This is a genomic window from Streptomyces sp. 2131.1 (assembly GCF_900105515.1).
GTDB lineage: Bacteria > Actinomycetota > Actinomycetes > Streptomycetales > Streptomycetaceae > Streptomyces > Streptomyces drozdowiczii.
Genome location: NZ_FNSY01000001.1, coordinates 6,345,765 through 6,368,075, shown reverse-complemented (window position 1 = coordinate 6,368,075; position 22,311 = coordinate 6,345,765). Strand labels below are relative to the sequence as shown.

General features: G+C 74.7%; 5 protein-coding genes. All 5 read left to right on the top strand.

Annotation, left to right across the window (positions count from 1 at the left end):
* Positions 1–32 precede the first annotated feature (32 nt).
* The 5 genes from BLW14_RS28480 (at position 33) to BLW14_RS28460 (ending at position 22,285) form a co-directional block, all read left to right on the top strand.
* Positions 33–1,235 carry an acyltransferase family protein gene (locus BLW14_RS28480; RefSeq protein WP_093709988.1) on the top strand — a complete coding sequence of 401 codons (1,203 nt, stop codon included), beginning with the start codon at positions 33–35 and terminating at the stop codon, positions 1,233–1,235.
* The gene (locus BLW14_RS28475) at positions 1,232–2,455 is read left to right on the top strand and encodes a cytochrome P450 (RefSeq protein ID WP_093709987.1); all 1,224 of its coding nucleotides are present in this window, start codon (positions 1,232–1,234) and stop codon (positions 2,453–2,455) included. The genes BLW14_RS28480 and BLW14_RS28475 overlap by 4 nt, the downstream gene beginning before the upstream one ends.
* Before the next feature lie 43 nt (positions 2,456–2,498).
* Positions 2,499–2,693 (top strand): ferredoxin, encoded by a 195-nt coding sequence (locus tag BLW14_RS28470; RefSeq protein WP_018522878.1) that lies wholly within the window; start codon positions 2,499–2,501, stop codon positions 2,691–2,693.
* Positions 2,694–2,695: 2 nt separating this feature from the next.
* Complete coding sequence (locus BLW14_RS28465; RefSeq protein ID WP_093709986.1) at positions 2,696–3,610, top strand: alpha/beta hydrolase; 915 nt, start codon at positions 2,696–2,698, stop codon at positions 3,608–3,610.
* An 84-nt stretch (positions 3,611–3,694) separates the two neighbouring features.
* A complete protein-coding gene (locus BLW14_RS28460) occupies positions 3,695–22,285 on the top strand; it encodes a type I polyketide synthase (protein ID WP_093709985.1) in 18,591 nt (6,196 codons plus the stop codon).
* The last annotated feature ends 26 nt before the right edge of the window (positions 22,286–22,311 follow it).

Here is a 22,311-nt window from a genome sequence, read left to right as displayed (position 1 = left end):
GCCAGTTTCGGACAAGCCGGAGGTCATAAGCCATGCCAGGCTCACCCGTCCCATCCACCGCCACCCCGTCCGCACCGGACCGGCCGCGGGCCGCCAGGCTGCCGTCCCTCACCGGGATGCGCTTCCTGGCGGCCCTGCTGGTCTTCGCCTTCCACACCACGTTCCAGACCCGGTTCATCGGTGGCGGACTCGGTGACACGCTGAGCGACTGTTTCGCCAACGCCGGGTTCTACGGGGTGACGTTCTTCTTCGTGCTCAGCGGTTTCGTCCTGACGTGGTCGGCGCGGCCCGCGGAAGGCGCGCCCCGGGTCTGGCGGCGCAGACTGGTGAAGATCTTCCCCAACCACCTGGTCACATTCGCCGTCGCCGCCTTCCTGATGGCGGCGGCCTCCGAGATGTTCACCACGAAGGGCGTCCTGGCCAACCTCTTCCTGGTCCAGGCGTGGATACCGGAGATCCAGGTCCCCAACACGATGAACGCCGTCAGCTGGTCGCTCTCGTGCGAGCTGTTCTTCTACCTCGCGTTCCCGTTCCTGCTGCCGGTCCTGGAGCGGCTTTCGGCCCGTCGGCTGTGGACCCTCGCCGGGGTTCTCGCCGCCCTCACCGTCCTGGTGCCGGCCGTCAGCAGCTGGACGGTGGCCGGGACGCCGCTGCCGTTCATCGCGGACGGCTCGCTGTCCTTCGAGCAGATCTGGTCCGTCTACTTCTTCCCGCCGGTCCGGGCGATCGAGTTCGTGCTCGGCATGATCGCCGCGCGGCTGGTGCTGACCGGTGCGCTGCCCCGTATCGGACTGCTGCCCGCCGCCGTGATCGCCGTCGGCGGGTACGTGCTCAACTCCTCGGTTCCGTATCTGTACGGGGTGGCCGGCACCGGCGCCCTGTGGCTGGCCCCGCTGGTCGTCGCCGCCGCGCAGGCCGACGTCCGGGAGACCACCTCGCCCTTCCGGGGGCGGGTGCTGGTGCGGCTCGGGGAGCTGTCGTTCGCGTTCTACATGGTGCACGGGCTGGTGGTGGCGTACGGCCACAAGTGGCTCGTGGCCGACGAGAACCTGCCCGGCGCCGCGGCGGCCGCGCTGCTGCTCGCCGCTCTGCTGACCGCCCTCGCCCTGGCATTGGCTCTGTACAGCTGGGTCGAAGCGCCCGCCGTACGGCGGTTCAGCGCTCCTCGCGCGCAGAAGCCGGCGGGCCCGGCGCCCGCCGTCGTCCCACTCACTGCCCTGGAGGCCGGGGAATGACCGAGACCAGCACCGCAGCACCCGCCGACGCACGCGAACTGCCCGCCTACCCGCAGGCCCGCGGCTGCCCCTACCAGCCGCCCGCCGGCTACGACGCCTACCGCGACCAGGGGCCCGTCTCCCTGGTGGAGCTGTACAACGGGCGCCGGGTCTGGGCGGTGAGCGGGCACGCGGAGGCGCGACAGGTCCTGCTCGACGCGGCCACGTACTCCTCCGACCGGGTCCACCCGCACTATCCGGCCACCGCCCCGCGTTTCGAGTCGGCGCGCAAGGTGCGCAACTTCATCGGCATGGACCCGCCGGAGCACACCGTGCAGCGGCGCATGCTGCTCACCAACTTCACCGTCCGCAAGGTGCAGGCACTGCGGCCCGGCATCCAGCGGCTGGTGGACGAGCTGATCGACGCGATCGAGGCCAAGGGCCCGGTCGCCGACCTCGTCCCGGACTTCGCCCTGCCGGTGCCGTCCGTCGTCATCTGCGAACTGCTCGGCGTGCCGTACACCGACCACGCCTTCTTCGAGCAGCAGTCGCGGCGGGTGGTGACCGGGACGACGAGCCTGGAGGACAGCGCCGACGCGTTCGCGCAGCTCGCCTCGTACCTCGACGGGCTGATCCGTCGCAAGGAGCAGGAGCCCGGCGACGGGCTGCTGGACACCCTGATCGCGGAGCAGCTGTCCACGGGCGCGCTGAACCGGCGCGACCTGGTCGACATCGCGCTGCTGCTCCTGGTCGCCGGGCACGAGACCACCGCCAGCGCCATAGCGCTCGGTGTGCTCACCCTGCTGGAGAACCCGGAGCAGCTGGCGGCCCTGCGCGCCGACGAGACGCTGCTGCCGGGCGCCGTCGAGGAGCTGCTGCGGTACATGGCGATCGCCGACGGGGTCGCCCGGTTCGCGACGGTCGACACGGAGCTGGGCGGGCACCAGGTGAAGGCGGGTGACGGGGTGATCGTCGTCATCTCCTCGGCCAACCGGGACGACGAGGCGTTCCCGGCCGCCGACGCCTTCGACGTGGGGCGCGGCGCGCGCCACCACATCTCGTTCGGGCACGGCGTCCACCAGTGCATCGGCCAGAACCTGGCGCGGGCCGAGATGGAGATCGCGCTGTCCACACTCTTCCGCCGGCTGCCGGGGCTGCGCCTCGCCGAACCCTCGGGGCAGCTGCCGGTCAAGGAACCGGGCGGGGTCCAGGGCATCTGGCGCCTGCCCGTCACCTGGTGAGCACGCCTGCCGCCACGTGATGATCAGAAGGGAACCGGAAGCCATGCACATCAAGGCCGATACACAGCGGTGTCTGGGCGCGGGGCAGTGCGTCCTGTCCGCCCCCGACCGCTTCGACCAGTCCGACGAGGGCACGGTCCTGGTCCTGGAGGACCGGGTGGACGGTCCGGCCGAGGAGGCGAGGCTGCGGGACACCGTGGCGCTCTGCCCCTCGCAGGCCATCGCTCTGGAGGCCTGATCATGCCGGTGACGGGAAGGCTGGCCGACGCGGTCGCCGACCACCGTGCGGGCCCCCGGCCGCTGGGTGAACTCCCGGCGGTTCCGGGGGCCGAGGTGTCGGAGCGATGGATTCCGGGCGCGCCCGGGGCGCCCCGGGTGCGAGTGCGGGTCTACCGCCCGGCCGGGGCGGGGCCGGGGCTGCCCGCCGTGGTGTGGATCCACGGCGGGGGTTTCGTCCTCGGCAATGTGGACTCGGTGCACCACTCGGCCGCCCAGGCGGCGGTGTTCGCGTCGGCGGTGGTCGTGGCGGTGTCCTACCGGCTGGCGCCGGAGGATCCGTTCCCGGCGGGGCTCGACGACTGCTGGGCCGCGCTGGAGTGGACCGCCGGGAACGCGGCGGAGATCGGCGCGGACCCCGGCCGGCTTGCGGTGGCGGGGGCCAGTTCCGGGGGCTGCCTGGCCGCCGGTCTGACCCTGCTCGCCCGGGACCGGGGCGGCCCGGCCCTCGTCCTCCAGCACCTGAGCACCCCGGTGCTGGACGACCGGCTGGAGACGGACTCGATGGCCGGGTTCACGGACACGCCGATCTGGAACCGCCGTCTGGCGCAGGAGAGCTGGGAGCTGTACCTCGGCGGCCTGGCCGAACTCCCCGCGCACGCCGCTCCGGCGCGCGCGGCGGACCTGCGCGGGCTGCCCCCGGCGTACATCTCGACGGCGGGGCTCGATCCGCTGCGCGACGAGGGCCTGTTGTACGGGCTGCGCCTGGCGCGGGCGGGGGTGCCGGTGGAGGTGCACAACTTCCCCGGCGCGTACCACGCGTTCGGCGGCTGGGCGGACGGCCCGGAGGCGGACGGCGACGAGCCGCACCGCGTCGCGCTGGAGCACCTGACCGCGCTGAGGCGCGGGCTGCACGCGGGAGGGTCGGGGGCGATTTAGAACGCGCAAAGGCCGCCGTTAGCGCGGCCGGTGAAGGTGGTGGCTCCGCCGGGTCGTCCTCGACGAGGGAGTACGTCACAGATCATGCGTAGCGCCCACTTGGCACCTATCGCCGTCATCGGTCTCGCCTGCCGCCTCCCCGGGGCGGCCGGTCCCGCCGCGTTCTGGGACCTGCTCAGCCGCGGCGGGGACGCCGTCGGGGAGGCACCTGCGGACCGCGGGGCCGCCGGTGCCCCGGCCCGCGGGGGCTTCCTCGACGAGGTGGACCGGTTCGACGCCGGCTTCTTCTCCGTCCCGCCCCGCGAGGCGGCCGCGATGGACCCGCAGCAGCGGCTGCTCCTCGAACTGGGCTGGGAGGCGCTGGAGGAGGCGGGCATCGTCCCGGGCACGCTGGCCGGCAGCCGGACCGCCGTATACGCCGGTGCCATCTGGGACGACTACGCGGCCCTCCACCACCGCCGGGGCGAGGCGGGCGCCGACCGCTACTCCGTGACCGGGCTGCACCGCGGCATCCTCGCCAACCGGCTGTCGTACGTCCTCGGCCTGACCGGTCCGAGTCTCACCGTGGACTCGGCGCAGTCCTCGTCGCTGGTCGCGGTGCACCTGGCCTGCGAGAGCCTGCGCGCCGGGGAGTCGGACCTCGCGATCGTCGGCGGCGCCAACCTCATCCTCTCCCCCGGCAGCAGCGCGGACAGCGCGAAGTTCGGCGCCCTGTCGCCGGACGGGCGCTGCTTCACGTTCGACGCCCGGGCCAACGGCTACGTACGCGGAGAGGGCGGCGTCGCGGTCGTCCTGAAGCCCCTGGACCGGGCCCGCGCGGACGGCGACCGGGTGCACTGCGTGATCCTGGGCAGCGCGGTCAACAACGACGGCGCCTCCGAGGGCCTGACGGTCCCGGACCGGGCCGCGCAGGAGGCGGTGCTCCGCGAGGCGTACGCGCGAGCGGGTGTCACGGCCGACGCGGTCCAGTACGTCGAACTGCACGGCACGGGTACGCCTGTTGGCGACCCGGTGGAGGCGGCCGCGCTCGGTGCTGCCCTCGGCACGGACCGCCCGTCCGGGGCACCGCTCCAGGTGGGCTCGGCGAAGACCAACGTGGGCCATCTGGAGGGCGCGGCCGGCCTGGTGGGCCTGCTGAAGACCGCCCTGTCCGTTTCCCGGCGCAGGCTCCCGGCGAGCCTCAACTTCGAGCGCCCGAACCCGGCGATCCCCCTGACGGAGCTGGGCCTGCGGGTCCGGACGGAGGAGGGGCCGTGGCCGCGCGAGGAGGCTCCGCTGATCGCGGGGGTCAGCTCGTTCGGCATGGGCGGGACGAACTGCCATGTGGTGGTGGGCGAGCCGCGGGCCGGTGCGGAGACGGGCGGCGGGGCGGAGGCCGGTGCGGTGCCCGCGTCGGGCGCCGACGCCGGGCCGGACGCCCGCGAGGCCACGGGCGTCGTGGCGACCGGTGCGGGGACGCAGGCCGGTACGGAGAGGAAGGCCGGTACGGAGACGAAGGCCGGTACGGAGACGAAGGCTCATGCGGCGGTCGCGTCCGACGTCCGCCCTCTGCCCTGGCTGCTCAGTGCTCGTGACGGCGGCGCCCTGCGCGGGCAGGCCGCCCGGCTGCGCGATCATCTCGCGGGTACCGCGCCCTCCCCGCTCGACACCGCGTACTCCCTCGCCGCCACCCGCACCCTCTTCGACGAGCGGGCCGTGGCAATCGCGGCGGACCGGGACGGGCTGCTGCGTGCGCTCGACGCGCTGGCCGAGGGCCGGGACGACCCGGCGCTCGTGCGCGGCAGGGCGGAGGCGCACCCCCCGCTGACCGCGTTCCTGTTCACCGGTCAGGGCAGTCAGCGCGCCGGAATGGGGCGCGAGCTGTACGCCGCGTATCCGGAGTACGCGGCGGCGTTCGACGAGGTCTGCGCAGCCTTCGCGCCGCATCTGGACCGGCCGCTCGCGGAACTCGTCCTCGCGCCGGAAGGCGCGGCGCCGCTGGACGAGACGCGGTACACCCAGCCCGCGCTGTTCGCCGTGGAGACGGCGCTGTTCCGGCTGGTGGAGCACCTGGGGCTGCGCCCGGACCGGCTGGCCGGGCACTCGATCGGGGAGCTGACGGCGGCCCATGTCTCCGGGGTGCTGTCTCTCGACGACGCCGCGCGCCTGGTCGCGGCCCGGGGCCGGCTGATGCAGGAGCTTCCGGTGGGCGGTGCGATGGCGGCGCTGGAGGCGACCGAGGAGGAGGTCGCCCCGCTCCTGACCGGCCGGGTGTCCCTCGCGGCGGTGAACGGGCCCCGCTCCGTCGTCGTCTCGGGCGACGAGCCGGACGTCCTGCGGGTCAAGGACGCGTTCGCCGCGCGGGACCGTCGCACCCGGCGCCTCGCGGTGAGCCACGCGTTCCACTCCCCGCTGATGGACCCGGCTCTCGACGCGTTCCGCCGGGTCGCCGCGGACATCACGTACGGGGCACCGCGCATCCCGCTCGTCTCCAATGTCACGGGCCGCATCGCGACACCGGAGGAACTCACCTCCCCGGACTACTGGACCCGCCACATCCGCGACGCGGTCCGCTTCCACGACGGTCTGCGCACCCTGCGGGACGAGGGCGTACGCGTCTTCGTCGAGCTGGGCCCGGACGCCGTCCTCACCGCCATGGCCGGAGAGACCCTCGGCGAGGGCGATCCGGCGCCACTGTCCGTCCTGCGGCGCGGCCGGCCCGAGCCGGAGACCCTGGTCGCCGCCCTGGCCGGAGCGCAGGTCCGGGGCGCCCGGGTCGACTGGGCGGACGCGCTCGCGGACCGGGGCGGCAGGTCCGTACCACTGCCGACGTACGCGTTCCAGCGCGAACGCCACTGGCTGGACGGCCCGTTGGAGGCACCGGAGATTCCCGTACCGGCGGCCCCTCGCGAGGCCGCGCCCGACGCGAAGCCCGACGCGGACCTGCTCGATCTGGTCCTGACACAGGTCGCGATCGTGCTCGGGCACGTCACGGGCGAGGCGGTCGACCCGGGCCACGCGTTCAAGGACCTGGGCTTCGACTCGCTGGCCGGGGTCGAGCTGCGCGACCGCCTCCAGACCGCGACCGGCCTCTCCCTGCCGTCGGCGCTCGTCTACAACCACCCCACGCCCGAGGCCGTGGTCCGCCTGCTGCGCGACCGGCTCGACGGGCCTTCGGACAGCGCCGCACATGCGCGGCCGGGCGCCTCCGGCGTCCACGCGGACGAACCGATCGCCATCGTGGGCATGGCGTGCCGCTACCCCGGCGGGGTGGCGTCGCCGGAGGACCTGTGGCGGGTGGTGTCGGAGGGCACGGACGCCATCGGGCCGTTCCCCACGGACCGGGGCTGGGACCTGGACGCGCTGTACGACCCCGACCCGGACCGGCCCGGGACCGCCTATGTGCGGGAGGGCGGATTCCTCTACGGCGCCGGGGAGTTCGACGCCGGACTGTTCGGGATCAGCCCGCGCGAGGCAGCGGCGATGGACCCTCAGCAGCGGCTGCTGCTCACGACGGCGTGGGAGGCGTTCGAGCGGGCCGGGATCGCCCCGGACAGCCTGCGCGGCAGCGCGGCCGGGGTGTTCGTCGGCGCGACCGCCCAGGACTACGGGCCCCGCCTGCACGAGCCGGCCGAGGGGCTGGACGGCTACCTCCTGACCGGCGGCACCGCGAGCGTCGCCTCGGGCCGGATCGCGTACACCTTCGGCCTCGAAGGCCCGGCGGTGACCGTGGACACGGCCTGCTCCTCGTCCCTGGTGGCGCTGCATCTCGCCACCCAGGCCCTGCGCCGGGGCGAGTGCGACCTCGCGCTCGCGGGCGGGGTGACGGTGATGCCGACGCCCGGCATGTTCCTGGAGTTCAGCCGGCAGCGCGGCCTCGCGGCGGACGCCCGCTGCAAGGCGTTCGCCGCGTCGGCCGACGGCACGGCGTGGGCGGAGGGCGTGGGGCTCCTGCTGGTGGAGCGGCTGTCGGACGCCCGCCGCAACGGCCACCGGGTGCTCGCGGTCGTCCGGGGATCGGCGGTCAACCAGGACGGCGCGAGCAACGGCCTCACTGCGCCCAACGGCCCCTCGCAGGAGCGCGTCATCCGCCAGGCCCTGGCCCAGGCCGGCCTGGGGACGGCGGACGTGGACGCGATGGAGGCGCACGGCACGGGCACACGGCTCGGCGACCCGATCGAGGCCGATGCTCTGCTGGCCACGTACGGGCAGGACCGCCCGGCCGAACAGCCCCTGTTGCTCGGCTCGTTGAAGTCGAACATCGGGCACACCCAGGCGGCGGCCGGGGTGGGCGGCATCATCAAGATGGTCGAGGCGATGCGCCACGGTGTGCTGCCCCGCACCTTGCACGTGGACGAGCCGTCGCCCCATGTGGACTGGGAGTCGGGGGCGGTGCGGCTGCTGATCGAGGACACGCCCTGGCCGGAGCGCGAACGGCCGCGCCGCGCGGCGGTGTCCTCCTTCGGCATCAGCGGGACGAACGCGCACATCATCCTGGAGCAGGGCCAGGCTCCGCATGAGTCCGAGTCCGAGTCCGAGACCGACCCGGTCGCGTTGTGGCCGCTGTCCGCCCAGGACCCCGACGCGCTGCGGGAGCAGGGCGCGCGGCTGCGGGCGTACGTCGAGGAGCACCCGGAGGCCGAACCCGGCCGGATTGCTTCGTCGCTGCACCGAGGGCGGGCCGCGCTGGAGCACCGTGGGGTCGTGCTCGCGGACGACCGGGAGCAGGCGCTCGACGCGCTGGCCGCGCTCGCGGCCGGTGAGGATCATCCGGCACTCGTACGGGGCACTGCGGCGCCCACTTCCCGTATCGCCTTCCTGTTCACCGGGCAGGGCAGCCAGCGCCCGGAAATGGGACGCACGCTGTACGCCACCCATCCCGTGTTCGCGTCCGCGCTCGACGAGGCCTTCGACGTGCTCGACCCGCACCTGGAACGGCCCCTCCGGGACGTCATGTTCGCCCCCGCCGGGACCGCCGATGCCGCGCTGCTCGACGAGACCCGCTACACCCAGCCCGCCCTGTTCGCCCTGGAGACGGCCCTCCACCGACTCCTCGCGCACCACGGCGTCACCCCCGACTACGTCACCGGGCACTCGATCGGCGAACTCACCGCCGCACACGTCGCCGGCATCCTCACGTTGTCCGACGCCGCACTCCTCATCACCACCCGCGCCCGGCTCATGCAGTCCGCACCGGCAGGCGGAGCCATGACCGCCGTCGAGGCGACCGAGGAACAGATACAGCCGTACCTCAACGAGCACGTGGCCCTCGCTGCCGTGAACAGCCCGACCTCCCTGGTGATTTCGGGCGATGCGGACGCCGTCCGTCACACCGCGCGGACGTTGAAGGAGCAGGGGCACCGCATCCACCCGCTCACCGTCAGCCACGCCTTCCACTCCCACCACATGGACCCGATCCTGGACGCGTTCCGCGAAGTGGCCGGGACGGTCACCTATCACCCACCCCGTACACCGCTGATCACCGTCGGAGACCCCGCCACCCCCGACCACTGGGTCGACCAGATACGCACCACGGTCCGCCATCACGACAACCTCGCCAACCTGGCGGACAGGAACATCACCACCTACCTCGAACTCGGCCCCGACGCCTCCCTCACCACCCACACACCCCACGCCACCCCGCTCCTGCGCAAGAACAGCGACGAGAACCGCACCTACCGCACCGCCCTCGCCGCCACCCACGCCCACGGCACCCCTCTCGACCTGGGCGGACGCGGACACGCGGCCCTCCCCACCTACCCCTTCCGCACCACCCGCTACTGGAGGCTGCCGAGCCGGGTCACGGCCGGTCCGGAGTCACTGGGGCTCGTGGCCGCCGAGCACCCCTTCCTCGGGGCCTCGGGCGAGCTGGCCGAGCAGGGTGGATGGGTCTTCACCGGCCGGCTGTCCCCAAACATGCACCCCTGGCTCGCGGACCACGAGATCCTGGGCCACGCCCTGCTTCCGGGCACGGCCTTCGTGGATCTCGCGCTCGCCGCCGGTGAGGCCGTTGACGCGCCGAGAGTGGCCGAGCTTACGCTCGAAGCCCCGCTCGTGCTGCCCGCCGAGGGCTCGCTCCCGCTCCAGCTGGCCGTCGGCCCGGCCGACGCCGACGGACACCGCATCCTCAGCGTCCACACCCGGCCGGACCCGGCGGCCGACTGGACCCGGCACGCCACGGGCACTCTGGCCCCGTCGTCCGCCGCGCCCTCCGCCGCCCCGGACACCGCCTGGCCTCCGGCGCACGCCGACGCGCTCGACGTGGAGGCGCTGTACGCCCGGCTGGAGCGGCTCGGGTACGGCTACGGGCCCGCGTTCCGTGCCGTACGAGCGGCGTGGAGCGACGGCGACGACCTCTTCGCGGAGATCGCGCTCCCCGGCGAACCGGACGAGCAGGCGGCTCGGTTCCCGCTCCACCCCGCCCTGCTCGACGCGGCCCTGCACCCGCTCGTCGGCCGGGAGGAGGCGCGGGAGGACGGCGGGCTGCCGGTTCCCTTCGCCTGGTCGGGCGTCGAGCTCTTCGCGACCGGCGCCACCGCTCTGCGCGCCCGCTGGTCGTCCGGCAGGCTCACGGTCACCGACCCGGCCGGCAACCCCGTGCTGTCCGCCGAATCCCTCACCCTGCTTCCGGTCGACGCCGCCGCACTCGGCGCCCCGGCCGGCCGGACTCCCGCACCCCACCGCATCGACTGGACGCCCGTCCCGCGACACGCCTCACCCCGGGCACACGCGGTGCACGTCGACGCGCTCACGGACCTCGCGCCCGACGCGCCCGTCCCGGACGTGGTCGCCGTCTCCGTGCCACAGGGCCGTGCGGCCGCCGCGCACACGCTGGCGCTGGTATGGGAGTGGCTGAACGCGGACCGCTTCGGCGACGCCCGACTGCTGCTCCTGACGCGTGGCGCGCAGGCCGTGGCGGAGGGCGACTCCGTACCCGACCCCTGGTCGGCCGCCGCCTGGGGGCTCGTGCGGTCGGCGCAGTCGGAGCACCCCGGACGGTTCGCCCTGGCGGATGTCGACGAGGACGCACCGGACCTGGGCAGGCTGGCCGAGGCGACCCGCGACGAACCCCAACTCGCCGTGCGCGGAGGCGGTCTGTCCGCTCCCCGGATCACCCGTGGCGGCGCCATCGACGCCCCGGAGCCGCGCGACTACGGCCACCGCACGGTCCTGATCACCGGCGGAACCGGTGGGCTCGGCCGGCTGGTGTCCCGGCACCTCGTGGAACGGCATGGCGCCCGTCACCTGTTGCTGGTGAGCCGCAGCGGCGAAGAGGCTCAGGGGGCGCGGGAGTTGGCCCGCGAGCTGGCCGACGCCGGCGCCGAGGTGCGGTTCGCAGCCGTGGACGCCTCCTCGCGCGAGGAGCTGGCCGGGGTCCTGGAATCGATTCCCGCCGACCACCCCCTGGGGGCCGTCTTCCACTTGTCCGGTGCGCTGGACGACATAACGGTCGAGGGGCTGACGCCGGACCGGCTGGAGGCCGTGCTCCGGGCGAAGGCCGACGCGGCGGCCCATCTGCACGAGCTCACGGCCGACGACGACCTGAGCGACTTCGTGCTGTTCTCGTCGGTCGTCGGGGTCACCGGCAACGCCGGGCAGGCCAACTATGCCGCTGCCAACGCCTATCTCGACGCCCTCGCCCACCACCGTCGCGCCCACGGCCTGCCCGCCGCCTCGCTCGCCTGGGGGCTCTGGGACCAGCCGGACGGGATGAGCGGCACCCTCGGCGTGACCGAGCTGGCCCGCTGGTCGCGTTCCGGGCTCGGCCCGCTGTCCGTCACCGACGGGCTCGCCCTGCTCGACGCGGCCCTCGCGGGCGAGGACCCGGCCCCGGTCCTCGTACGCTTCGACACACCCGCGCTGCGGGCGCGGGCGGAACACGGCGCGCTGCCCTCCGTGCTGCGCGGGCTGGTACGCCCTCCGCGGCCCCGCGCCTCGGCGGCGACGGCCGGGAACTCCGAGGCAGGAACTTGGGCCCAGCAGACCTCCGCCCTCCCGGAGGACGAACGGCGGGCCGCCGTCACGGACCTGGTGCGGGCGACCGTGGCCACCGTGCTCGGTCACACCGGCCCGGCCGCGCTGGACGACTCGCGCGCCTTCCGGGACCTCGGCTTCGACTCCCTGGCGGGTGTCGACCTGCGCAACCGGCTGGCCACCGCCACCGGGCTGCGGATCTCCACCACGGCCGTCTTCGACCACCCCACGCCCAGGTCGCTGGCCGCCCACCTGCTGACCCTGCTGCCCGGCGGCACCACCCGCTCCCCCGCCCCCGTCACCGGTGCGCGGCCCGTCGGCCAGGACGACCCCGTCGTCATCGTGGGCATGGCCTGCCGCTACCCGGGCGGCGTGGCGTCGCCCGACGACCTGTGGGACCTCGTCGCGTCGGGCCGGGACGCCATCGGCGGCTTCCCCACCGACCGGGGCTGGGACTTGGCGGGCCTCTACGACCCGGACCCGGACCACCTCGGCACCTCGTACGCCCGCGAAGGCGGATTCCTCTACGAAGCAGGGGAGTTCGACGCCGAGTTCTTCGGAATGAGCCCCCGCGAGGCCCTTGCCGCCGACCCGCAGCAGCGGCTGCTCCTGGAGACGGCCTGGGAGACGTTCGAGCGTGCCGGGATCGACCCGGGCAGCGTGCGCGGGAGCCGGACGGGTGTCTTCGCCGGGGTCATGTACAACGACTACGGATCGCGGCTCGCGAAGGCGCCCCGCGACCTGGAGGGCTATCTGCTCACCGGCAACACATCGAGCGTGATCTCGGGGCGGGTCGCCTACACCTTCGGCCTCGAGGGCCCGGCGGTGACCGTCGACACGGCCTGCTCGTCCTCCCTGGTCGCTCTGCACCTGGCAGCCCAGGCTCTGCGGCAGGGTGAGTGCGACCTCGCGCTGGCCGGCGGAGTGACCGTGATGGCGCGCCCCGACACGTTCGTCGAGTTCAGCCGCCAGCGCGGGCTCTCCCCCGACGGCCGGTGCAAGTCGTTCTCGGCGTCGGCCGACGGAACCGGCTGGTCGGAGGGCGTGGGCCTGCTCCTGGTGGAGCGGCTGTCGGACGCCCGTCGCAACGGCCACCGGGTGCTCGCGGTCGTCCGGGGATCGGCGGTCAACCAGGACGGCGCGAGCAACGGCCTCACCGCGCCCAACGGCCCCTCGCAGGAGCGCGTCATCCGCCAGGCCCTGGCCGGTGCGGGGCTGCGGGCCTCGGAGGTCGACGCCGTCGAGGCCCACGGAACCGGCACGCGGCTCGGGGACCCCATCGAGGCGCAGGCGCTGCTCGCCACGTACGGGCAGGACCGACCGGCCGAACAGCCTCTGCTGCTGGGCTCGTTGAAGTCCAACATCGGGCACTCCCAGGCGGCGGCCGGGGTGGGCGGCATCATCAAGATGGTCGAGGCGATGCGCCACGGTGTGCTGCCCCGCACCCTGCACGCCGACGAGCCGTCGCCGCACATCGACTGGGAGTCGGGGGCGGTCAGCCTCCTGACGAACGAGGCCGACTGGCCTGAGCGTGACCGGCCGCGCCGTGCGGCGGTCTCCTCCTTCGGCATCAGCGGGACGAACGCCCACGTCATCCTCGAACAGGGACCGGACCCGCAGGAACCCGAGCCCGACGAGAGTACGGTCGCGCTGTGGCCGCTCTCCGCGCACAGCCCGGCCGCGCTCCGGGAACAGGCTGCCCGCCTGGCCGCCTTCGTACGGGAGAACCCCGCGCCGGCCGAGGCGATCGGCCGCACGTTGGCGACGGGTCGGGCCGCGCTGGAACACCGCGGGGTGGTGCTCGCGGACGACCGGGGGCAGGCACTCGACGCGCTGGCCGCACTCGCGGCCGGTGAGGATCATCCGGCACTCGTACGGGGCACTGCTGCGCCCACCCCCCGTATCGCCTACCTGTTCACCGGGCAGGGCAGCCAGCGCCCGCAGATGGGCCACACGCTGTACACGGCATACCCGGTGTTCGCCGCCGCGCTCGACGAGGTCTTCGACGCGTTGGATCCGCATCTCGAACAACCCCTGCGGGACGTCATGTTCGCCTCCGCCGGGACCGCCGATGCCGCGCTGCTCGACGAGACCCGCTACACCCAGCCCGCCCTGTTCGCCCTGGAGACGGCCCTCCACCGACTCCTCGCGCACCACGGCGTCACCCCCGACTACGTCACCGGGCACTCGATCGGCGAACTCACCGCCGCACACGTGGCCGGCATCCTCACCCTCCCCGACGCCGCACGCCTCATCGCCACCCGCGCGCGACTGATGCAGTCCGCGCCGTCAGGCGGAGCCATGACCGCAGTCGAGGCGACCGAGGAGCAGATCCGGCCCCACCTCAGCGCGCACGTGGCGCTCGCTGCCGTGAACAGCCCCACAACACTGGTCATTTCAGGAGACCGACAGGCCGTGGAGGACGTCACGCAGACGCTGAAGCGGCAGGGGCACCGCGTCCACCCGCTGACCGTCAGCCACGCCTTCCACAGCCACCACATGGACCCGGTCCTCGACGCGTTCCGGGAAACGGCCCGGTCCCTGACCTACCACCCGCCGCGCGTCCCTCTGATCACCACCGGGGACCCGGCCACCCCCGACCACTGGGTCGACCAGATACGCGACACCGTCCGCCACCACGACAACATCACCGCCCTGGCCGGAAAGAACATCACCACCTACCTCGAACTCGGCCCCGACGCATCCCTCACCACCCACACACCCCACGCCACCCCCCTCCTGCGCAAGAACCAGAGCGAACGCCACACCTTCGAGACCGCTCTCGCCACGACGTACGCCCACGGCACCCCTCTCACGACGGGCGGAGCCGGACACACCGACCTGCCCACCTACCCCTTCCGGCCCACCCACTACTGGCTGGACGCCCCCGCGACCGACGCGTTGCTCGCACCGGCCGTCGAGCTGGCCGGGGACGGCGGGCTGCTGTTCACGGGCGAGGTCGGCACGCGTTCGCTCCCCTGGCTCGCCGACCACGTGATGGGCGGGGCGGCACTCGTCCCGGCCGCACTCCTCATCGAACTGGCCCTGCGCGCGGGCGAGGAGGCGGACGTCCCGGTGGTGGACGAGCTGACGCTGGAGGCGCCGCTGCCCCTGCCGGACGACGGTTTGATGGTGACGCTCCAGTTGGCGGTCGGTGCTCCGGAGGAGACGGGCCGGCGGTCGCTCGGGGTGCATGCCCGGTCCGGCGAGGGGCAGCCCTGGGTCCGGCATGCCTCCGGGTGGCTCGCACCGGCGGACGCCGAGGTGGTGGACCCCGAAGCCCCCTGGCCTCCGGCCGGTGCCGAGCGCACGGATGCCGCCGAGGTCTACGAGCGGCTGGCGGCGCTGGGCTACGGCTACGGGCCCGCCTTCCGCAACCTCCGGGACGCCTGGGCGGTCGGGGACACCCTCTTCGCCGAGGTCGCATTGCCGGGCGAACTGCGCGACCGGGCCGGGGACTTCGCGCTGCATCCCGCGCTGCTCGACGCCGCCCTGCATCTGCTGCCGCTCCGAGGGGGCGGCGACGAGTTGAAGCTGCCGTTCTCCTGGTCCGGCATCCGCCTCCACGCCACGGGGGCCGATGCGCTGCGGGTCCGCCTGGAGCCGGACGGCGACGGGCAGGCCGTGTCGCTGTCGTTGACCGATGCCGCCGGGAGCCCCGTGGCCTCCGTGGGTTCGGTGCGTCTGCTGCCCGCCCCCGCCGTGGCCGCCGCGCACACCGACCCGCTGTACGAGGTGGAGTGGACGGAGCCGGTGGCCCGCGCGGGCCGGGCCGGTGACGTGCGGCCCGGGGCGGAGATCGTGCGGATCGCCCCTGGCCTGTCCGCTGCGGAGGCCGCGCACCATGCCCTGGCTCTCGTCCAGGAATGGGCGGCGCGGAAGGAGGCAGCGGGCTCCCGGCTGGCCGTCGTCACCTCGGGCGCCGTCGCGACACGGGACGGCGATGAGGTGACCGGCCTGTCGGCGGCCGCGGTATGGGGGCTGCTGCGAACGGCCCAGTCGGAGCACCCCGGGATCTTCGTCGTCGTCGACACGGACGGCAGCGCGGCCAGTGAGCGGGCTCTCGCCGCCGCACTGGAGGCGGAGGAGCCCCAACTGGCCCTGCGCGAAGGGCGCATGCTGGTGCCGAGGCTGCGCCGCATCCATGGCGGATCCCCGACACCGGTCGCCGGGCCCGATGGCCGGGGCACCGTGCTGCTCACCGGCGCCACGGGTGCGCTCGGCGCCACGATCGCCGAGCGGCTCATCACCCACCACGGCGTCCGGCACCTCCTGCTCGCCGGCCGACGCGGCCCGGCGGCCCCCGGGGCGGCCGAGCTGCTGACACACCTCACAGGGCTCGGGGCGGACGTCACCCTGGTCGCCTGCGACACCGCCGACCGGGACGCCACCGCCACCCTCCTCGCGGGCGTCCCGGCCGCGCACCCGCTGAGCGCGATCGTGCATGCCGCCGGGGTGCTCGACGACGGGGTGCTGGAGGACCTGACCCCGGAGCGGCTGGACAGCGTCCTGCGGCCCAAGGCGGACGCCGCACTGCTGCTGCACGAGCTCGCGGGTGAACTCGGCCTGGACCTCTCCGCGTTCGTCCTCTTCTCCTCGGTCACCGGGACGACCGGCACGGCCGGGCAGGCCAACTACGCGGCGGCCAACGCGTATCTGGACGCCCTCGCCCAGCACCGCCACGCCCAGGGGTTGCCCGCCACCTCGCTGGCCTGGGGGCTCTGGGACCAGAGCGACGGCATGGGGTCGCGGCTGGGCGCGGCCGACCTCGCCCGCCTGGCGCGCACCGGCATCGCGCCGCTCCCGGCCGAGAGCGCGCTGCGGCTGTTCGACGACGCGCTCGGCTCCGGGCGGCCAGTGCTCGTCGCCTCCCGTTTCGCCACCGCCACACTGGGCGAAGGGGGCACGCCGGTCCCGGCTCCGTTGCGTTCGCTGGTGCCGAGGCGTCCCCGTAAGGCGGTCAACTCCATTCCCTCGGCCTCGGGTTCGACGTTCGCCGAGCAGCTGGGCGGGCTGCCGGCCGAGGAGGTGGAGCGGAGGCTGCTGGAGCTGGTGCGTGCCACCACGGCCAGGGTGCTCGGGCACACGGACGCGGGAGCCGTGCCGGAGGCGCGCGCGTTCACCGATCTCGGGTTCGACTCGCTCGCCGCGGTCGATCTGCGCAACCGGCTCGGGACGGCCACGGGGCTGCGGCTGCCGACGACCCTGGTCTTCGACCACCCGACCCCGCAGGCGCTCGCCGCGCTGCTGCGTGACGAACTCGGAGTGGCCGGGCCCGCACCCGTACCGGCCGCCGCCACCACCCGTACCACCGTCACCGACGACCCGATCGCGATCGTCTCCATGGCCTGCCGGTTCCCCGGCGGGGTGGCCACTCCCGAGGAGCTGTGGCGGCTGGTCAGCGAGGAGGCGGACGCCGTCTCCGGCTTCCCGGCCGACCGGGGCTGGGACCTGGACAGGCTCTACGATCCGGACGCCTCCCGGCCCGGCACCTCGTATGCGAGGGAGGGCGGGTTCCTGCACACGGCCGCCGATTTCGACCCGGAGTTCTTCGGGATGAGCCCGCGCGAGGCCCTGACCACGGACCCGCAGCAGCGGCTGCTGCTCGAAACGGCCTGGGAGGCGTTCGAGCGGGCCGGGATCGACCCGGCCGGGCTGCGCGGCTCCCGTACCGGGGTGTTCGCGGGGGTGATGTACAACGACTACGGCGCGCGGCTGCACCAATCGCCGAACGCGCCGGGTGAGGTCGAGGGGTATCTCGTCAGCGGGAGCGCGGGCAGTGTCGCCTCCGGCCGGGTCGCGTACACCTTCGGTCTCGAAGGTCCGGCGGTGACCGTGGACACGGCCTGCTCCTCCTCGCTGGTCGCCCTGCATCTCGCGGCCCAGGCGCTGCGGCAGGGCGAGTGCGACCTCGCGCTCGCCGGCGGGGTGACGGTGATGGCCGGGCCCGCGACATTCGTGGAGTTCAGCCGACAGCGGGGGCTCTCCGCCGACGGGCGGTGCAAGCCGTTCGCGGAGGCCGCCGACGGCACGGGCTGGGGCGAGGGCGTCGGGCTGCTGCTCGTCGAGCGGCTGTCGGACGCCCGGCGCCACGGCCACGAGGTGCTGGCCGTACTGCGGGGCTCCGCCGTCAACCAGGACGGGGCGAGCAACGGCCTCACCGCACCCAACGGCCCGTCCCAGCAGCGGGTCATCCGTGAGGCGCTGGACCGGGCGGGTCTCGCCGCCCGGGACGTCGACGCCGTGGAGGCGCACGGGACGGGGACGAAGCTCGGCGACCCGATCGAGGCGCAGGCGCTCCTCGCGGTCTACGGGCAGGACCGGCCGGACGGGCAGCCGCTGCTGCTGGGTTCGGTGAAGTCCAACATCGGGCACACCCAGGCCGCGGCGGGTGTGGCGGGCGTGATCAAGACCGTGCTGTCCATGCGGCACGGGACTCTGCCCAGGAGCCTGCACATCGACCGGCCGACTCCGCACGTCGACTGGGCGCAGGGCGGTGTCGCGCTCCTCACCGAGACGACGCCCTGGCCGGAGCGGGAGCGGCCCCGGCGGGCCGCGGTGTCGTCGTTCGGGATCAGCGGGACCAACGCGCACGTGATCCTGGAGGCCCCGGCCGACGCGGGCGCGCCGCGCGCCGACGCTCAACGGAGCCCGGGGGCACCGGCCGCCGGTGGGCACGCGTTCGCCACCGCCCTGCGCCCGGTCCCGTGGCTGGTGTCCGGACACACGCCCGGCGCACTCCGCGCGCGGGCCGCGCAACTGGCCGACGTACTCGACCGCAGCCCCCACCCGGACCCGGCCGACGTGTCGGCGGCCCTCGCGGCCGGCCCCGGCGCCTTCGAGCACCGCGTCCCGTTCGTCGCGGCCGGCCGCGAAGAGGCTCGGCGCGCTCTCGCCTCCATCGCGTCGGGCGAGACACCCCTGGTCGTGGCGGCGGAGCGGGTCCGGACCGCGTTCCTCTTCACCGGACAGGGCAGCCAGCGCGCCGGGGCGGGCCGTGAGCTGTACGCGGAGCACGACGCGTTCGCCGCCGCCTTCGACGCGGCCTGCGGCGCGCTGGACCCGCTCATCGGCCGCTCGCTCCGCGAGATCGTGTTCGCCGACGCGGGCACGCCGCAGGCCGCCCTGCTCGACGAGACCCGGTACACCCAGCCCGCCCTGTTCGCCCTGGAGACGGCGCTCTTCCGGCTCCTCGAGCACTTCGGTGTGCGGCCGGACGCGCTGCTCGGGCACTCCATCGGCTCGGTGGCCGCGGCGCACGCGGCCGGCGTGCTGTCGCTCGCCGACGCGGCGACGCTGGTGGCGGCCCGGGGGCGCCTGATGCAGGAACTGCCGGCCGGGGGCGCCATGCTCGCGGTGGCGCTCGACGAGGACGCGGTGACGCGGCTGCTGAGCGGTCTCGAAGACCGGGCGGGCATCGCCGCGCTCAACGGGCCGCGCGCCACGGTGGTGTCGGGCGAGGCCGGTGCGGTGGACGAGATCGCCGCCCGCGCACGGGAGTCGGGCGCCCGGACGCACCGGCTCGGCGTGAGTCACGCCTTCCACTCGCCGCTGATGGAGCCGATGCTCGCGGAGTTCCGTGAGGTGCTGTCCGGTCTCGCCTTCCGGCCGCCGCGCCTTCCGGTGATCTCCGACCTCACCGGAGCCGCCGTCGCCCCCGACGAACTGGCGTCGCCCGACTACTGGGTCCGGCACGCCCGTGAGGCGGTCCGCTTCGGGGACGGCGTCGGCACGCTCAGGGAGCTGGGCATCGGCGCCTTCGTGGAGCTGGGCCCCGACGCGGTGCTCGCGACCATGGCCGCCGACACGCTCCCGGACGCGGTGTCGCTGCCGCTGCTGCGCCGCGACCGCTCCGAGCTGCGCACGCTGCCGGAGGCGCTGGGCGCCCTGCACGCCGCCGGTGGCACGGTCGGCCGGGCGGTGTACGGGGTACGGGACGCCCGCCGCCCCGTCGAGCTGCCCACGTATCCCTTCCAGCGCGAGCGGTACTGGCTTGACCGCCCGGCGGCACCGGCCGGTACGACCCGGGTCGAGCAGGCGGGGCTCGGGACGGCCGACCACCCGCTGCTCGGGGCCGCGGTGGAACTCGCCGGTGACGCCGGTACGGTCCACACCGGGCTGCTGTCGACGGCCACCCATCCGTGGCTGGCCGACCACGCGGTGCTCGGTGTCGTCGTCCTGCCGGGGGCCGCTCTGCTCGAACTCGCCCTGTACGCGGGCCGGGAGGCCGGCACCCCCGTACTCGACGAACTGACGCTCAGCGACCCGCTGCTGATTCCGGAGACGGGGTCCGTGCGGGTGCAGGTGAGCGTGGGAGCGCCGGGTGTGGACGGTCGTCGGCCGGTGACGGTCCACTCGCGGGCGGCGGACGCCGAAGGTGAGCCGTGGACGCCGCACGCCTCCGGGGTCCTCGCGGCGGACGCCGGTGCGCGGCCCGGTCCCCTGACGGGTGCCTGGCCGCCGGCCGGGGCCGAGCCCGTCGAGGTGGGTGACGCATACGCCGGGCTGGCCGCGCTGGGGTACGCGTACGGCCCCGCGTTCCAGGGCCTGCGGGCCGCCTGGCGCGATGAGGAGGACGGCACGTGGTTCGCCGAGGTCGCGGTCGACGTGGAGGAGGCCGGCGGCCGGCTCCTGGCCCCCGCGCTCATCGACGCGGCCCTGCACCCGCTCGCGCTCGCCGGCCCCGGTCCCTCGGGCGGGCTGCCGGTGCCGTTCTCCTGGAACGGGGTGCGGGTGCACGGGCCGGGGACCGGGGCGGCGCGGGTGCGCCTGTCACCGGCCGGGCCCGACACCACAGCGCTGCTGCTCGCCGACGAGTCCGGGGCGCCGGTGCTCTCCGTGGACGCCCTGGTCGTACGGGAGGCCGACCCGGCCCGGTTCGCGCGGGCGCGCCGGGGCGACGGCGGGCTGTACCGGGTGCAGTGGGCGGCGCGGTCCGTCCCGGCCGGCGGGGCGGCCGCGGTCGGGTACGACGAGGCGCTGAGGATCGCGGAGGCGCAGGGGCGGTTCGCGGGCGACGCCCTGCTGGGAGAAGAGCCCCGTTCCCTGGCCGCTCTCGCGGGGGTGCTGCGCGACTGGGTGGCTGACGACCGGTTCGGCGGGGCCAGGCTGGTCGTGACGACGCGCCGGGGGGTGGCCGTCGAGGACGGCGACCCGGTGTCCGGGCTCGACCGTTCGTCGTGGTGGGGCCTGGTGCGTACGGCCCAGACCGAGCACCCCGGACGGTTCGTCCTGGTCGACACGGACGGGGCGGATGTCTCGGGCGGTGTGCGGGATGCCGCGCTGAGCACCGGTGAGCCCCAACTCGCCCTGCGCGAAGGGGCGGTGCTCGTCCCGCGACTGGCCCGCGTGCCGCTCCCGGTGGAGGGCCGCACGGAGTTGCCGGGCACGGTGCTGGTGACCGGTGCCACGGGTGCGCTGGGGCGGCTGGTCGCCGAACGCCTCGTCACCCGGCACGGGGTGCGGCGGCTGCTGCTGACCGGGCGGCGCGGACCGGACGCCCCGGGCGCCGGGGAGCTGGTCGCCCACCTCACCGGTCTCGGGGCCGAGGTCACCCTGACCGCCTGCGACCTCGGGGACCGGGCGGCCCTGTCGGAACTGCTGGACTCCGTGCCGGACGCCCATCCGCTGAGCGCCGTGGTGCACGCGGCGGGCGTCACGGCGGACGCGACACTGGAGGCGCTGACGGCCGAGGCGTTCACGGCCGTCCTGCGGCCCAAGGCCGACGCCGCACTGCTGCTGCACGAGCTGACCGTGGAACGCGGCATCGAACCGGTCGCCTTCGTGCTGTTCTCCTCGGTGGCCGGGATCATCGGCAACGCCGGCCAGGCCAACTATGCCGCGGCCAACACCTACTTGGACGCGCTGGCCCATCACCGCCACGCGCTCGGGCTGCCCGCCGCCTCCCTGGCGTGGGGGCTCTGGGAGCAGTCCGGCGGCCTCGGTGACGCCCTCGGCCCGGCGGATCTGGCCAGGATCGCGCGTACCGGGATCGCCCCTCTCACGACGGGGGAAGGCCTTGACCTGTTCGACGCGGCACTGGCCTCGGGGCTCCCGGGTCTGGTGCCGGCCCGGCTGGACGTCTCGTCGCTGCGCCGGCTCGGCGACCCGGACCGGGTGCCGCCGCTGCTGCGGTCCCTGGTGGGCCTGCCGGAGCGGCGGCCGGTGACGGTGTCCGGCGCGGACGGCCACGCGCCCTGGGTCCGCAAGCTCGCCGAGGCGGCCGAGGAGGAGCGGCCGCGCCTGGTGCTCGACCTGGTGCGGGCGGCGGTGGCCGAGACGCTGGGCCACCCGCCGAACCGGCCGGTGCCCGCCGACCGGGGCCTGCTCGACCTGGGCTTCGACTCCCTGACGGCCGTCGAGCTGCGCAACCGGCTCGGCGCCGAGACCGGGCTGCGGCTGCCCACGACCCTGCTGTTCGACCGGCCGACCGCGACCGCGCTCGCCGCCCACCTTCACGCGGAGCTGACCGACCGGCTGCCCGGCGGACCCGCCTCGGCCCTCGCCCGAATCGACGAGCTGGAGGCCGCGTTCGACGGGGCCGCCCTCGACACGGAGGCCCGGGAGCGGGTCGCCGCCCGGCTCGCCTCGTTGCAGGCCCGGCTCACGGCGGCCGGTGAACCGCCCGTAACCACCACCGACATCCCTGCCGTTCCCCGGCTGGACCAGGCGTCCGACGACGAGCTCTTCCAGCTCATCGACGGACAGCTCGGCTCCGAATGACCCGTACGACGAGGAGAGTTGACGTC

Coding starts and splice junctions, on each gene's coding strand:
- BLW14_RS28480 (WP_093709988.1), top strand. CDS start 33: ATGCCAGGCTCACCCGTCCCATCCACCGCCACCCCGTCCGCACCGGAC.
- BLW14_RS28475 (WP_093709987.1), top strand. CDS start 1,232: ATGACCGAGACCAGCACCGCAGCACCCGCCGACGCACGCGAACTGCCC.
- BLW14_RS28470 (WP_018522878.1), top strand. CDS start 2,499: ATGCACATCAAGGCCGATACACAGCGGTGTCTGGGCGCGGGGCAGTGC.
- BLW14_RS28465 (WP_093709986.1), top strand. CDS start 2,696: ATGCCGGTGACGGGAAGGCTGGCCGACGCGGTCGCCGACCACCGTGCG.
- BLW14_RS28460 (WP_093709985.1), top strand. CDS start 3,695: ATGCGTAGCGCCCACTTGGCACCTATCGCCGTCATCGGTCTCGCCTGC.